The organism is Pantoea sp. Ae19-2, from assembly GCF_059801205.1.
The window spans coordinates 1,817,128-1,832,371 of record NZ_JBCHWE010000001.1 but is presented as its reverse complement, the minus strand read 5'-3'; the positions used below and the strand labels follow the sequence as shown (position 1 = coordinate 1,832,371).

Annotated in this window: 11 protein-coding genes; 5 read left to right on the top strand and 6 right to left on the bottom strand. The window is 57.5% G+C overall.

Annotated elements, in window-relative coordinates; all coding sequences use genetic code 11:
• Nucleotide 1: 1 nt before the first annotated feature.
• A complete protein-coding gene (locus AAIE03_RS08415) occupies nt 2-1,156 on the bottom strand; it encodes an efflux RND transporter periplasmic adaptor subunit (protein WP_014593664.1) in 1,155 nt (384 codons plus the stop codon).
• 302 nt (nt 1,157-1,458) lie between these two features.
• Between AAIE03_RS08415 and AAIE03_RS08410 the strand changes: the two genes are divergently transcribed.
• The 3 genes from AAIE03_RS08410 (at nt 1,459) to AAIE03_RS08400 (ending at nt 2,606) form a co-directional block, all read left to right on the top strand.
• Nucleotides 1,459-1,806, top strand: a complete 348-nt coding sequence (locus AAIE03_RS08410) for a helix-turn-helix domain-containing protein (protein WP_498562945.1) — start codon at nt 1,459-1,461, stop codon at nt 1,804-1,806.
• Nucleotides 1,807-1,902: 96 nt separating this feature from the next.
• Nucleotides 1,903-2,340: a ribonuclease domain-containing protein gene (locus tag AAIE03_RS08405; protein ID WP_019105253.1), complete on the top strand. Its 438-nt coding sequence runs from the start codon at nt 1,903-1,905 to the stop codon at nt 2,338-2,340.
• Nucleotides 2,341-2,342: 2 nt separating this feature from the next.
• Nucleotides 2,343-2,606 carry a barstar family protein gene (locus AAIE03_RS08400; RefSeq protein ID WP_014605885.1) on the top strand — a complete coding sequence of 88 codons (264 nt, stop codon included), beginning with the start codon at nt 2,343-2,345 and terminating at the stop codon, nt 2,604-2,606.
• Here the strand turns inward: AAIE03_RS08400 and AAIE03_RS08395 are convergent.
• The 4 genes from AAIE03_RS08395 to AAIE03_RS08380 form a co-directional block, all read right to left on the bottom strand.
• The gene (locus AAIE03_RS08395; protein WP_014605884.1) at nt 2,603-4,978 is read right to left on the bottom strand and encodes a virulence factor SrfC family protein; all 2,376 of its coding nucleotides are present in this window, start codon (nt 4,976-4,978) and stop codon (nt 2,603-2,605) included. The two genes, AAIE03_RS08400 and AAIE03_RS08395, sit on opposite strands and share 4 nt — an antisense overlap.
• Nucleotides 4,975-7,938, bottom strand: a complete 2,964-nt coding sequence (locus AAIE03_RS08390; protein ID WP_498562944.1) for a virulence factor SrfB — start codon at nt 7,936-7,938, stop codon at nt 4,975-4,977. The genes AAIE03_RS08395 and AAIE03_RS08390 overlap by 4 nt, the downstream gene beginning before the upstream one ends.
• A gap of 2 nt (nt 7,939-7,940) precedes the next feature.
• Entirely contained in the window at nt 7,941-9,278 is a 1,338-nt protein-coding gene (locus tag AAIE03_RS08385; RefSeq protein WP_498562943.1) for an SrfA family protein, read from the bottom strand.
• A 162-nt stretch (nt 9,279-9,440) separates the two neighbouring features.
• Nucleotides 9,441-10,616: a benzoate/H(+) symporter BenE family transporter gene (locus tag AAIE03_RS08380; protein WP_498562942.1), complete on the bottom strand. Its 1,176-nt coding sequence runs from the start codon at nt 10,614-10,616 to the stop codon at nt 9,441-9,443.
• 92 nt (nt 10,617-10,708) lie between these two features.
• Between AAIE03_RS08380 and AAIE03_RS08375 the strand changes: the two genes are divergently transcribed.
• Nucleotides 10,709-11,254 (top strand): helix-turn-helix domain-containing protein, encoded by a 546-nt coding sequence (locus tag AAIE03_RS08375; RefSeq protein ID WP_014605881.1) that lies wholly within the window; start codon nt 10,709-10,711, stop codon nt 11,252-11,254.
• Between the two features lie 152 nt (nt 11,255-11,406).
• Nucleotides 11,407-11,964 carry an isochorismatase family protein gene (locus tag AAIE03_RS08370; protein ID WP_014605880.1) on the top strand — a complete coding sequence of 186 codons (558 nt, stop codon included), beginning with the start codon at nt 11,407-11,409 and terminating at the stop codon, nt 11,962-11,964.
• A 910-nt stretch (nt 11,965-12,874) separates the two neighbouring features.
• On the opposite strand, the gene pqqU is transcribed toward AAIE03_RS08370, so the two are convergent.
• A complete protein-coding gene (pqqU, locus tag AAIE03_RS08365) occupies nt 12,875-15,001 on the bottom strand; it encodes a TonB-dependent receptor PqqU (protein WP_498562941.1) in 2,127 nt (708 codons plus the stop codon).
• Nucleotides 15,002-15,244 lie beyond the last annotated feature (243 nt).

Here is a 15,244-nt window from a genome sequence, read left to right as displayed (position 1 = left end):
GTTATCGCGCGGCAGTCGCGGCCATATCGACGGTTTTTGCCGTTACCGGCATACCAGGCATAAACACTTTTTGCAGGCCGGCAACGATAACCCGATCGCCCGCCTGTAAACCGGTGGTAACGATGCGTAATCCGTCCGCCATCGCGCCGGGATGAACATCACGACGTTGGGCTTTACCCTGTGCATCGACCACGTAGACATACTTGCGGTCCTGATCGGTCAACACGGCTTTGTCGTCGATTAACACGGCATTAAACTGCGCGCTACCTGGAAGGCGAACGCGGGCAAACAGGCCGGGCGTATAGGTGCGCTGGCGGTTGTCCAGAAGGGCGCGCATGCGGATCGTACCGGTGCTGGCATTAAGTTGGTTATCAAGAAAATCGACGTTGCCGCGATGTGGGTAACCCTGTTCGCCGGCCAGGCCGATTTCAACGGGCAGGGCATGCCGCTGTTGTCCCTGACGTGCCATAGCCTGATAGTGCAGAAAGGTGGTCTCATCGACGTCGAAATAGACGAACATCTTGTCCTGCGAAACCAATGTGGTCAGTACGCTGGCGCTATCGCCGGCGGTGACAAGATTACCGGCAGTAATCATGGCCCGGCTGGCCCGTCCGTCAATCGGCGCGGTGACGCGGGTAAAATCCAGATTGAGTTGAGCCATGTCGACAGAGGATTCGGCGGCCTGCACATCAGCCTGAGCCTGACTGGCTGTTGAACGTCGCTGTTCCCACATCTCGCGTGACACCGCCTGTGTACCCACCAGCTTCTCGGTGCGTGCCGATTCGCTGCGGGTCAGGCTGGCCTGACTGCGCGCGCGGGCCAGCGTCGCTTTTGCCTGTTCCAGTGCGGCACGGTAGCTGCGATCGTCGATGGTAAACAGGACCTGACCTTTCCTGACCTCGTCGCCTTCATGATAATTAACGCTATCGATATAACCCGAAACGCGAGGCCGGAGCTGCACGCTTTCTACGGCTTCAACGCGCCCGTTGAAGCTGTCCCATTGACTGACAGGCTTCACCAACACATCCGCAACGCTGACGTCGGGCGGCGGCGGCGGGGCATTTTTAGCCTGGCCCGTGTCACAACCGCTTAGCAGACTAACCAGCAGCCCCATTCCCAGCAGGGAAGATCCCTGACGAACCCAGTGAGTAATCATTTTTGTGATCCCGCGATGACAGTGAAATAAGGCCCGAAGGCCAATATTTGCAACTTCTATGGTTGCAATTTATCGCGAGGAGTGTAGGCTTGTGCGTCTAAGAACTGCAAGAATTACTGATACACTTTATGTGCGGTTTTCAACGCCGCGATCGGTGCCTGACAGCAGCCAAAAATAAGCCCCATAAAAAGTGCGGCATTTAATGTATTAATTAAACTTGCATTAAATGGCATTGTCAGTCACGCTTTAAGTGTAACTGCAACTGATACTATTACTGTTCGCGCCGCGACGGGAGAATAAACATGATGAGTAACGCTTTTATTCACGACCTGATTAGCTGGATCGATAACAATATCGAAGCACGTCTCGATCTCGACACCGTTTCTGAGCGCGCTGGCTATTCTAAATGGCACCTGCAACGGATGTTTAAAGAGCACACCGGCTATCCACTGGGTGAATACATTCGCATGAAGAAGCTGAAAAAATCGGCCGACCGTCTGACCAGCACCAACGAGCCTATCCTGAATGTAGCGATATCGCTGGGATTTGACTCGCAACAGTCTTTTAACCGCAGCTTTAAGCGTCAGTACGGTGTTGCCCCAGGTGCATGGCGCCGTCACACTTTGCCTTCGCAGTCAGCCATGCAGTAAAAGCAGTTTACCGCCAGGGCCAGGCAATCTGGCCCGCGCTTTTTTATCGCCCACTAAAGCTGTTATCATCTGCATCCTGTTTAAAGGGATGCCATCATGTCAAAAAAACTGTGGGTTGGACTGGTTCTGATCCTTGTTCTCTGTTGGGTGGGGTTAAAACCTTATCTGACGTCTGCACCAGCCAAAACGTCGGCCTCGGATATCGCTGCCTTAACGGATGTGCGAACGGTCGCCCGTTGGGTGCTGCAGCATCAGCAATTGCCCGATTACTACATTACCAAAAAGCAGGCGCGTCGCCTTGGCTGGAATCCAGCGAAAGGGGACTTGTGTGAGGTGTTGCCGGGGCGGGCCATCGGCGGCGATCGCTTTTCCAACCGGGAACGAAAATTGCCCGAGCGCGCCGATCGCCAGTGGTTTGAGGCGGATGTGAACTACCGCTGCGGCCACCGCGAGGCTGACAGGCTGGTTTACTCCTCTGATGGTCTGGTTTTCCTCTCGACCGACCACTATCGCACCTTTAAGCCGGTTCAGTAACCATGCTGACCTTAAGCTTTGATCTGCGCCAGCTCATCGATCGCGAGGCTTTCTATCATGCGTTTGCAGCGCAGAGCGATTGTCCTGCCGGATTTGGCAATAATCTGGATGCGCTATGGGACTGGCTGACCGGAGGAATGGCGTTGCCCGCCACGATTCATCTGCTGCATGCAGAACGGCGCAATGAGGAACTGGCCCCCGTGGTGGCGTTGCTGGAAGAGGCGGCGCAGTCGCTGGCGGGCGAGTTGCGCCTGATTTACGGTTAGTGGCGCAGTGGCTTAAGCAGGGCTGTAAGTGACTCTCGCGCTGCAACCGGCAGGTCGCCCCCACCGGTATAGCCATTGTTTTCGATAATCACGGTGTTAAGCCCCACCAGCCAGTCGTAAATATAGTAGGCCGTATGGTTTGCTGGCGCGGCGGAAAGCTTCGTCAGGCGCTGTCCTGCACTGAAATTAACGCTGGGTGCCGGCGGGCGCGAGAAAACAGGCTGCCCGCGATTGACCCGGCTGCCAGGACGTTCCGATTCCGGACGCTGCAGGAAGCCCAGCCAGGCCACAAAATCCCCCAGCACCGTCATCGCGCGCGTGACCTGACGGTCAGCACGTGATTCATGCGTCATGCTCTGCGCATCGGGTTCATGCAGCGCCTGCTGCAGGGACTGCAGAATACCGGTACGAAAACTGGCCGTGATCAACTCTTCGATCAACCACTCCATCGTGGCTTTATCAATATTCAGTAAAGCCAGCAGGCTCTGATTTTCCGGCAGCTGGCGCAGGTGGTTAAGCCACAGGCTAAACACCTGACGCGGGAACTGTGCCGAGCCCTGACCGAAGCTGGTCTGCTTCGGGGCGGGCTGTTCAACTTCGTTATCGCTGAACAAATCAAATTCAAAGCCAATACCAAACTGATTTTCCGGGGCCTGAATGCTGGACGTCGCCGCCGGAACGGATGAGGTGGACTGGTTGAGCCAGAGCTGACGCAGGGCCTCGCGGGAGGGCTGTAAGCGCTCAAGCAGTTCGCCATGTAAACCGGTGCGGTGTTGTAAACACTTCAGCAGTGTATCGGCGATGCTTTGCTTGCGTGCCGCCTGGTCGGGCGATGCACCCGCTTCCGTCCAGGGCTGAAGGCGACGCTCGACAACGGTGTGCTGAATTTGTGCCAGTTGGGCGATCAGCATATCGCGACGGGCTTCAGGCTGCATTTCTTCCTGTAGCCAGTCAGACATCCGGTCCACGCCTGCGCGATCCAGTGCCAGCATGGAACCCCATTGCTGACCCGGCTGCCCCACCTGACGCTGCACTGCCTCGTCGACGTTGATCTGCTGATGCCGCGCATCGTAAGGGGTAATAGCCCAAATCAGACGGGGTTTCTCGCCCGCCTCATTGACCGGCTGGTGACGCTGCCATTCCCGTAACGCCTGACTGGCGACGTCAACATCCTGACGCTGGCTGGCGGCGGTGCAGATTAACAGCAAATCGATACTCTGGCGGGCGGCATAAATGCCCGGTATCAGTGTACGTTTGTGCTCCAGCAGGCGTGCGCGTAATGCATCCTGCTGCTGCAGGCGCTGGCGCTCTTCACGCAGGGCCGGATCGCTGGGCGTACCCGGTGCGGGCAGCTCCAGCATGTCTGCGTCATCATAGAGCGCGGTGCGCGGGGTGGAGCTAAGGGGAATAGTGACCTCAAGCGTGAGCAGGGCAAGTAATCCCAACGCCACGTTCTGCGGTTTACCCAGACGATTACCGTTTAACGGGCAAACCTCGATCGGCAGCGACTGATCCTGCTCGCTGGCGGGAACAATCAGCTGCTCCGCGGGCAACAGGGCGTTATCCGTCAGCAGGCTAAGCGGAGCCAGTACCCGGGTGCTGTTACGAAGCTGATGGCGCAGATGCAGTAAACTCCGCACCAGCTCATTCAGGGCGGGCTCGGCTGGCCACAGCAGTGAAAACAGCTGCACGCGGTCGTCAACGCTCAGCCAGGGTGCCAGTTCAACAGCCTGTGGCCAGAAGTGGCGATCAAGCTGTGCATCATACAGGTGATGACGGCGGCACCAGGACCAGAGCGTGACCAGCGCGTCGCTCTCCAGACCCGGCAGCGGCGTGGTTAAGCGATGGCGTTGCAGGCGTTGCAACACGCTGTCAATTTTTGCGGTGTCGGGCTGGGTGACACCGCCACCACAGGAGATGGCCAGGCGCAGCACGTCGGCCTCGCTTAGCAGCGTCAGCTCAACGGGCCACTCTGAAGAGAGGGGTTCCCGCTGGTGGGTAAAACGCGTTGCGGTGGCGAAGTCGAGATTGCCGGGATTCACATTCTGAAAATAATTCACCGGTTTATCACTTAACGCGGTGATCAACTGGCCCTGTGCATCGGCCACCATTTCCGTCAACAGCCAGGCTTTACCCGCCTGGGACTGGCCAAACAGCGCCAGCGTCACCGGGCGCGCAACCTGCTGCGCCAGGGCCTGGGCCTGTACACGAGCCTGCCGTAGCTGCAGGGTCAGGGTTTCGGCTTCCAGAGCCAGACGGGGCGACTGCTCGCGGGTATTCTCAATCCAGGCCAGGCTGCCGTTCAGGGCGTCCTGCAATAAACTCAGGCGTTTTGCCAGCGTCTGCGGCTGGCGGGGTTTTACCGATCTCATCGTTTACACACACTCCCGCTGTCAATCCAGTATTGCGCATTGGCATTGCCCGTGGCGGAGAGAGTATTGAGTTTGAGGCTCAGATGTTCAAGCGGAACACGCGTGCCATCATCCAGTTTAGCCTCGCTTAACACCAGATTTTCAGGGCCGGGCGCACCCGGACCGGCCTTCACGGCGAGCTTGACGCGCAGGACACTTTCCCCCGCAACCTTACGCGCCAGCGCTGCATCATTGAGCGTCAGGCTGTAGAGTGGCGAGGCAGGCCAGCGCTCATTATCTAACTGGCGGAATCCCAGGCACACGTTGCCGCGAATACGAAAGCTGGTTTTGCGATCCAGCGAAAACTGCTGATCGTCGAGGTCGATTTCGCTGTAGCACAGGTTTTCGTCCGTCAGCGCCTGATTTTCGTCCAGCATACCGAGATAACGAATGGTTGAATAAGGCTCAAAGTCGCCTGCACGGAACCAAAAGCTGCTCAGGCGCAAATCCAGCGCCAGCAGGCACAGCATTGCGCCGACCGCGGCGGTCGATTTGGGGTTATCAATGCGACCATGTTTATTAAACGGATACCAGTCGCTGGTGTGATAGCCCTCAAGCGATAAAATACGGCTGCCCGGCAGCGGCTGCAGATGACGTACCAGCGCCTGAATGCCGGGGAAGCGCGAAGGACGTCCGGTCAGCAACAGGACGTCACACTGGTAGAGTGACACCACTTCACACATAGAGCGCAGCGCCGGAATGATTGCCATGCGATGTTGCATAAACTCACCGTGCAACTGAGCCATGCTGACCACCAGCGGCACCTCAAGCAGATCAAAACGGCTGTTGCCGCCGAGTTCACGCTGAATTTCACCGTTAACAAACGCCAGCACCGCATCGGCAGGGCGCTGATCGACCAGTTCACCGAACAGCGCATTGATCTCGGCGTGACTTTCCAGCGGATCCCAGTTTTCGTAGCGCTCCAGTACCGCCTGAGCCAGCGGGATAAACAGCTGCAGCGTCGCCTGCTGGCGTAACGTGGCCTGTCCGTCCATGCGGCTGTCGTGACCAAACAGCTTGTTGATCAGCGGCTCCGCCAGGGTCAGCCCGGCTTTTTGCAGGCTCTGTTGCAGAGCGGGTAAAATCCACAGTTGGATCACGTCCAGCAGAATATCGTCACCGGCGACTTTGAAGCCTTCACGGAACAGCAGGCGCGGGGTGATTTTGACGTTATTACCCTGGCCGTCGTCAAGACGATACTGGGTAATCGCTAAATCGGTGGTGCCGCCGCCTATATCAATAGAGGCAATACGCAGGCTCTTGCCCGGCAGTTCATCCGCCTCACGCGGGCGGTCGGGACGTGCCATGCTGCTAAAGAAATCTTCTGCCCGTCCGGCAAAGTTCACCTGCGTCTCATTAAACAGCCACACCATCTGGCCACAGGTGGCTTCGTCCCACTCCATCTGCACATCCGGTACGGGCTTGCTGCTCTGGGCCTGGCTCTGCTCGGTAAAATCCTCATCGGCCGGGTGCCAGCCCTCGGCTTTCCACACCAGGGCGATGGCTTCCTGCATGCGGCGGCGGAAGATCTCCCGTTCAGGTTTTGGCATGGCAGACGGCAGGGTCAAAATAACGTGGCGCAGCTGACGCGGGGCATGGCTTTGCGGCATACGTTGGCGCTGTGCCGCACTGTTCATTTGCATTAGCGCCTGAGCCAGCAACTCACACAACATAAAGGTCATCAGCGAACTGCGGCTGTAGTGGGCGGAGAACACCGGTAAGCGTTCATCCACGGGCAGGGCGTACAGCGGCTGACCTTCATCATTCATTAACGAGGTAAACGGCGCGGCGCAGGCCTGAGGTTCCCCCTGCGGGCTCTGCTGATTAAAGCGCCAGCCCGGCTGATAGCGTGCTTCATCCCACAGGTAACGGCGTGGACTGGACAGGCCGGTACTGCCTTCCAGACCGGCGCGTTGCAGGGCCAGGCGACTGGCTTCACGCCCGACGCGGGTTAACGAGGGCCACATAAAAGCCTGCTCGCGGCCGCTTTCCAGTGAAAAATTGGCTTTACCAAAACGCGCTTCGGCAAATTCCAGCCGGCTGTCGAACAGTTCGTTATACACCCGATGCGGCTGAGACAGGTCGCGCATTTGCAGTTCATAGGTTTGCTTCAGGCCGTTGCTCTCTTCCGGATGGTCTTCCACCAGAATGCCGCAGGTGTGGGAATTCCCTACGTCGAGAATAATATCGACGTTGACCGCCGGGGCTTGCAGCGTGGCGGCCTGAATGTGGATCTCGGTCAGGTTAAGCTGCTCGCCCAGTAATTCCAGCAGGTTAAGGTAATGCGCCTGATATTCAAACTCGCGCAGTGCCTGGCTGATTGCCTGCTCCCGGCGATCGGCTACGCGGTCGGTGAAGGACTCACGCAACCAGCCATCAACCCAGGTATGGTCAAGGAATTCGCCCAGCTCGTAGTTATGCCAGGCCAGCGCAAAGGTCACGCCGTTCTGCGCATCGGAAGGCGTGAGTCCGAGTTGCTCGCCGCCGTCTTCATCAGCGACGCAGCGGGTATCGAAAGCCAGCGTGACGCGGTGCGTATTGCCGGTACTGTCGGGTTTATCCAGGGCCACCAGACGCATGCGCGCCCAGTTTTCAGGGCCGCCAATAAAGCGGCGGCCCGATGCGCAACGCAGCATCGGCAGGGGCAACCAGCAGGCTTCCAGCAGCGTCAGCGAGTCTGACAGGGCGATGTCGGTTTCAGGACGAACCACTTCAGGCGCGCCACCGTCCTGTGGGTAAAGTAAAAATTTGCCGCTGTTGCCGTCCACGTTCAGTCGCAGCAATGGGCCGTTTGCCGTCTGGCGCACAAACTGGCGTCGTGCCTGGGGCGCGGAAAGCTGCAGACCAAAATCCAGGAACTGCACGCCGCTGTTCTCAATCAGAGAAATTTTCTGCTTATCATCGATCAGGGGAGCCAACATAGTTACTTACTCTCACGCTTAATCGTAATGGGATACACACGATCCGCACTGTACTGCGCTTCACAGACGGCCGCGCCAATGCTGGAATGACACACTAACAATGGCATACGGTAACGGGATTTGTCCGCGCACCGGGCAGTAAAGCGGCTCTCAATCACCAGGTTTCCTGCGCTGGTCATCGCGGCCGTCACGTCGGCCTTACAGGTGGTATTGCCCTGACTGATCTGCACGCTGCCTTTCCCTTTATTGAACTGGAAACGCATCACCGGCGGTTTACCGGTCGGGGTTTTGATCTGTTCAATATCCACACGCCAGCGGCCATCAATGACCTGTACCTGTCCATCGCGCACGGCATCCGGCGTCACCACCAGATCGTCGGGTTTGGCGGGCACAGCAGGCACCACCACATTTGAAAGGGTTGATGAGGGCGCGGGCGCAGCGGAAGTCGGTGCAGCCGCAGTTGATGCATTTGCGACCACCGCCGCCGGTTTCTGCGGCAGCGTGGCAGACAGTTTTTCAGCAGACGCGACGACCGCCGGTGGCTTAGTGGCGGTAACCGGGGTGTTTTGCGCGACCGGTTGCGTGACCGTCACCGGTTCTGACTGAGGCAGATGCAAGATCACAGCGGTCGCTGCCGCGGCGGCAACCGCCAGGGTTGGAAGTAAATACCACAGGCGGAAAGGCCGACGACGCGCTGTCGCCGTGGGCGTAGGTTCTGGGGCCTGAACCGCGCTTTCCTGGACCGGCGGCGTCACGATCTCCGGCTCCGGTGCGACAACAGGTTCGGGTTCAGAGGCGGCAGCGATCGTCACCGGTTCGGGCGGTGGTTCAACCAGCACGGTTGGCAGCGACTCTTCAAGACTGTCTCGCAGGCAGGCCAGCGCATCGTCGCGATTCCGCTCCTGCGCGTCAACAAACCCCCAAAAGGTTATGACGGGTTTGCCGTTGACCAGATAAACATATTGCTGATTGGGAAACTGCAAGCTTTTGCCTAACAGCGCGCCGAACAGGCGCATTGCCGGATTGGCCGCACCGCTTGCGCTGGCGCTGATGGCTTGCAGATCCTGCTGACAGGCTGTGAGATGTTGTAAAGCCTGGCGGCGTTCATAATCGCTGGCGCCCATCCAGGACTTAACCTTGCCCGGGAAGGGCGAGTACCAGTCAAGCCGGTCGCCACGTTCGTTCGTTTGTGGAATCGCCAGGCAATTTGCCAGCGCGCTCTGACGGCGCAAACGCAGGGTTTCACGGATTTGCAGGGCGGACGCATATACAGGCTGGCCGTTCTCGCCCAAAGCCAGAACCGCATCCAGATTGCCGCTGCGCAGAAAAGTTTTTGCCACCTGTTAAGCCCTTATCGGTCGTTGTCTGAGGCAGAAGATCGCGTGTTATCGTCGATTACGGTGATTTTACGTGGGACAATGGCAAATCAAACCGCTGAAAAAGGGGATAAATGCGTGGTTTTTTGACCCGCTGGCGGGAAAATAACCAATGCCCAGATGATGTTACGCTGTTTTACGCTTTAATAACAGATGTGCAACCACACCGCCGACCAGGCCCCAGAACGCCGCGCCGATGCCGCAGAGCGTTACCCCGGATGCGGTGATCAAAAAGGCTATCAGGGCGCTGTCCCGCTCCTCGGGCTGCTCAAGCGCCCGTTGCAGACTGCCGCCGAGCGTGGCAAGCAGTGCCAGCCCCGCCAGCACCTGCACCATTACCGCAGGCAGTGCGCTGAATAACACGGCAATTAACGCGCCGGAAAAGCCAGCCAGCAGATAAAAAAAACCGGCCAGCGCGGCAGCTATCCAACGGCGACGGGGATCGACATCCACATCTTCTCCCATGCAAATGGCCGCCGTAATCGCCGCCACACATACCGAAAACCCGCCAAACGGTGACAAGACCAGGGCCAGCAGTCCTGTCCAACTCATCAACGCGGAGACCGGGGGGCGGTAGCCATGGGCGTGCAATGTGGCGATGCCAGGTGCATTTTGTGACGCCATGGTCACCAGAAAATAGGGAAGACCCACACCGATAAGCACAGGCCATGAAAAGGTCGGCCAGACAGGGCCGGGAAGGCTAAAACTCGCCGCATGCGCGGGAAAATGAAGGCTGTTTTGCCCGTATGCGACAGCCAGGCCTGCCAGCAGCGCGATCAGAATGGCGTAGCGGGCCAACCACCGGCGTGCCAGTAGCCAAACACAGCACATTGCGCCCGCCAGGGTAAAATTTACCGCTAAATCGCTAAACGTCTGCAGGCCAAAGCGCAGTAAAATCCCGGCCAGCATGGCGGCGGCCAGCGAGGCAGGGATGTAGTTCATTAGTCGGGCAAACAGGCCCGTCACCCCGCACAACACAATCAGGGCATTGGCAAAAACAAATACGCCGACGGCTTCGTGTATTGATGCGCCCTGAAGGCTGGTGGCGAGTAATGCCGCGCCCGGCGTGGACCTGGCGGCTAAGATCGGCATCCGGTACGCCAGAGAGAGCCCCGCTGAAGCAATGCCCATCGCCAGGCCAATGACGGAAAGCCAGCCGGCAATTTGCGCGGATGAGGCGCCCGCGGACAGGGCAACCTGATAGATAATCGCACCGGTACTGCTGTAGCCGACTAATACCGCCACCAGGCCGGAAACGGCAATGGGCAGGGTAACGGGAAAGGGTGCGCGGCGTGCTGACATGGTGTAACCCTCTTGTGCGTTATAGCGCACATCCTCGCACAGGGCGTTATAACGCACAAGTGTTACACTGAAGCGGTAAAGCAGGAGATAACATGGAAAATTTGCATCAATATCTTGGCGATGGGCTAAAACAATTGCGCCAGGCCAATGGCTGGAGCCTGAGCTTAACCGCAGAAAAAACGGGCGTCAGTAAGGCGATGCTGGGCCAGATTGAACGCGGCGAGTCCAGCCCCACGGTCGCGACCTTGTGGAAAATAGCGACCGGCTTCAACGTTCCGTTCTCATTTTTTGTTCATTCCGGGACACATTCCGCAGGCGAGGTGACCTGTTACCGGCAGCAGAATGCGCAGATGGCGGTTACGCCGCTGCTGCCTTACGACGCCCGGTTGCGTTTTGATTTACTGGCGGTTGAGCTGGCAGCGGGTGCGCAAAGCGACTCCACTGCCCATGAGAAAGGGGTGATTGAGCAGGTGGTGGTACTGGAAGGGGAACTGTTGTTAGGCGTGGAAGAGACCTGGCGACGGCTTAAACAGGGCGAAGCCTTTCAGTTCCGGGCCGACGTCGCTCACAGCTATCGTAATCCCCTTGACCGCCGCCTGCGGTTTCACAGCCTGATCCACTATCTGGGTCGAACCTGAGCTTACAAATTGAAACCAGCCGCGTCTGTTCAGGCCCGACCGGCATTTGTATACTTCGTTTCCCTTGTATGGCGCGCTTTGCAGGCTGTATCAACGCCCGCCGTCTGCGCCATACTGACGCTTTATCTGTTACCGATTTGTGAGGAATGACTATGGCTATAACCACACTTGATGCGAAAACCGCTCTGATCGTCATCGATCTGCAAGAGGGGATTGTTGCGCTGCCAGTTGTGCACGAGCCACAGCCGGTGATTGAACGCTGCGCGCGGCTTGCCAGCGCCTTCCGTGAAAAGGATCTGCCCGTCGTGCTCGTCAACGTGGCAGGCGGTGCGCCTGGTCGCAATGAACAGCCGCGTCACGAAGGCGAGCTGCCTGCAAACTGGGCGACCCTGGTGCCCGCCATGACACCGCAGCATAACGATCTGACCATCACCAAAAAAACCTGGGGCGCGTTTCATGACACCGCGCTGCATGATGAACTGCAAAAGCGTGGCATTACCCAGGTGGTCATTTGCGGCATTGCCACCAGTATTGGTGTGGAATCGACGGCGCGTGAGGCGTACGCATCAGGTTACAACGTCACGCTTGCAGTGGATGCGATGACCGATCTCAATAGTGATACGCACGAAAACAGCATCAAGCGCGTCTTTCCCCGCCTGGGTGAAACGGGCAGCTATAATGATGTGATTGCCAAACTGAACGCGCTGTAAACCCTGTCAGGCAGGCCTGGGATTGAGCAGCATCACGCCCAGTCCCTGGAAATCGTTCAGGTTACGCGTGACCTGAATGACATCGTGCTGTAGCGCCGTTGCCGCAATCAGCGCATCGGTTGCGGAACGTCAGTCGGGCAGGTGCAGCATGGCGCACCGGCCTGCGAACGGACCATCGGCAACCTTCTCTGGCGATCCGCCTCAAGCTCCTGCGTCTGATACTCGTGGTGCAAACGTTATGCCTGCTACCCATCCCGCCCTTCAAGACGCAAAATACCTGTCTCTGTTCCAGCCGCGTCAGGGCTGAAATGAACGTGCTGTCAAGGTCAATAGCATTAGCCCATGCCAGGACATGGGGATCAACACGCGGCGTGCCTGCCTTACGCAACCCAGAAGATAGGGTTATCCAGCAGATAACGCATTAGAAGCCGGCATCTCGTCCGGTGATGACAGGCCGTTCAGGTGCGAAATCGATATCTGCCGTTTCAGGCATTGCCAGCGTCATGGCCAGTTTTTTTTACCTCCCGTTAACCTCGGATATGTCTCAACCGTTAACAGGACATGAGCGGTTTAGCGTGATCGGTGATGTACACTGGACCTTCCTCCGCCTCTTTTTTCGCCTTGGTAACATCCTGATTAAAGGCACGACTGAAACAGATTTTGCTGCTCAACGTGCGTGCTCCTTATGATGTCGTTACGTTACTGCATGGATTTTAGGAGCGTGGACTGTGTTTGAGCGAGTTTTGAACAAAAATTCGAGCGCTTTCGCAAATTGGTATTCTGGAGGCCGACGTTGACGGCGAAAGAGGGTAATACGTCAGGGGATTGTTTGAGGCCAGGCGCGATGAGAATAACCTGAGAGGTCGCCACGCTGCGCCGCCGCGTTGTGCTCACGCGGCGGCCATGTTCACTACTGGAAAGCGTAACTGACCGTCAGGCCCACGCTGTAGTTGCGGCCCGGAGCCGGTTCAAAGTAGCGACCGTTGCTTTCATTGACGATCACCGAGCCAACGTAGTTGCGGTCAAACAGGTTATCCACCCGACCAAACAAATCCAACGTCCAGGCATCGACAAGCCACTTATAGCCGCTGTAGACCGAGGTGATGGCATAGGAAGGCGCACGGACAGCATTGCTGTCATCCGCTGCGATGTTGCTCATATAACGCCATTCCGCGCCGGCATAAAAGCCTTCTTCAGGTGCATAAGCCAGCCCGGTATACAGCATATTGCGCGCAATGCCCGGAATACGGTTGCCGTCGCAGCTGGCGTTGCCGCAGGCATTACTGCGGTAGCGCGCATCCAGCAGCGTATAGGCCATTTTCAGTCGCCAGTCGTAGTTAACCTGCTGATCGAACGCCAGTTCGAGGCCACGCCGACGGGTTTCTCCGGCATTTTTGTAAGTGGTGCGTCCGCCGCTGCTGCTGTCGACAACAATTTCATCCTGAGTATCGGTCTGGAAAACGGCAGCGCTGAGCAGGCCATTGCCCAGACGTTTTTTGCTGCCTAACTCAACCGTGTCGCTGGTCGCGGGTTTCAGCCCCAGATTCAGGCCGGACTGATCGTCTGAACGATAGGACAGCTCATTAATCGTCGGGGTTTCAAATCCACGGCCGGCAGATAAATAGGCATTCCAGCTGTCGTCAAACGCATACTTCAGCGCGGCGGCGGGCAGCCATTTGTGATAACGGGCATCGCCACTGTCATCGCCGTTGCCTGGCGTGATGTAAAAGTCGTTGGAGTCAAAACTGACCGTACTGAAACGGACGCCTGCATCCAGCGACCATTTTTGACTGAGCTGCCAGGTGGTCTGCAAATAGGGATCAAGATTCCACATCAGGTTACGTTCGTTGCGCCGCATATTTCCCTGCTCACCGAACTGCGTCACGCCGTTGGCCGTAGTGAAATTCTCAAAACCTTTGCGCTGTTCGCTCATGGTTTCGTAATCCAGCCCGGCAGTCAGCGTGACCGGAACCGAAAACAGATCATCACGGTGTGTCCAGCGGGTATCAATGCCCTGATAGTGGCGGGTCAACGCGATCACGCCGCCGGGATGCGATGGGCTTTGCTGCACGTTGGCAGGAATGGACTGGAACTGCGTCGTTTCACGCATCCCGGCATACATCATCACGCTCAGGTCGTCGTTTTCGCTCATCCGACGCTGATAGTGCAGGCCGCCCTGGGTTTGATCGACGGTTTTGCGGGTGTTGTAAAGTGAGACATTACTGACAACCTGACGGGGATTCGCGCGCCACTGGTCAGGCGTTAACCCACCCGGGTCCTGCGCGTCGATATGAACGCTGTTAAACAGTAAGGTCAGGGTGCTGACGTCATCAATGCGTACGCCCAGCTTTGCGTTACCCAGATTTTTTTGCGCGGCGCTGTGGTCGCGATAACCGTGAGTGGTAAAGCGCGAGGCGGAAAGCGTGTAATTGACATCGCCGGCTTTTGTGCCGTCGCCGGTGGCGCCGCTGGCTTTCACGCTGTTGCGCCAGCTACCGTAGCTGCCAAACCAACTCCCTGCTTCAAGTGTGGGGGGCTGCTGACCGGTCTGAGTGGTAACGTTAATGACGCCGCCGGAGGCATTGCCATACAGCGCAGAAAACGGCCCACGTAGCACCTCCACCCGATCGACCGAACCGATATCAATATTGGACGTTTGTCCCTGACCATCCGGCATGGTGGCCGGAATGCCATCGACATAAATGCGCAGGCCACGGACCCCGTAAGTCGAACGGGAACCAAAGCCGCGCACGGACAACTGCAGGTCCTGTGCATAATTTTGTCGGTTTTGGATCTGCAACCCCGGTACGCTGGTCAGGTTTTCTGACAGGTTAACGCGCGGGGCGGCCTGGCGCATATCGTCGCCGTTTACCACGCTCACGGCGGCAGGCGTATCAAGTTCATTAAGGCCTTTTGCTGGTGGCGCGGCGCTGACAACAAGGGTATTACCGCCATCTGCCGCAAACAGCGGCAGCGGAAAGAGGACAGGCAGCACTAATAACGGCAGGCTTGCCTGGCGTGATCGCTTAATATTCATCTGTATTTGGCCTGAAAGCGTGGATCCCTGGGTATATGTCGCCTGCCAGAGTGACGAAAACAACGGTGGCTATCGGCAGGTCGCGAAAATGGTGGTACTAAATGAACCAACTGGAACAATCGCGACACATGTTACTGGTTTTGTCAGAGGTTTGGAAAGCGTAAATGATTGGCCGGTTTATGTGATCGCATCGTCGCCAACCTTGTTATTCTCTGACCGGCTCGACGCCACGAAGAGGCCTGT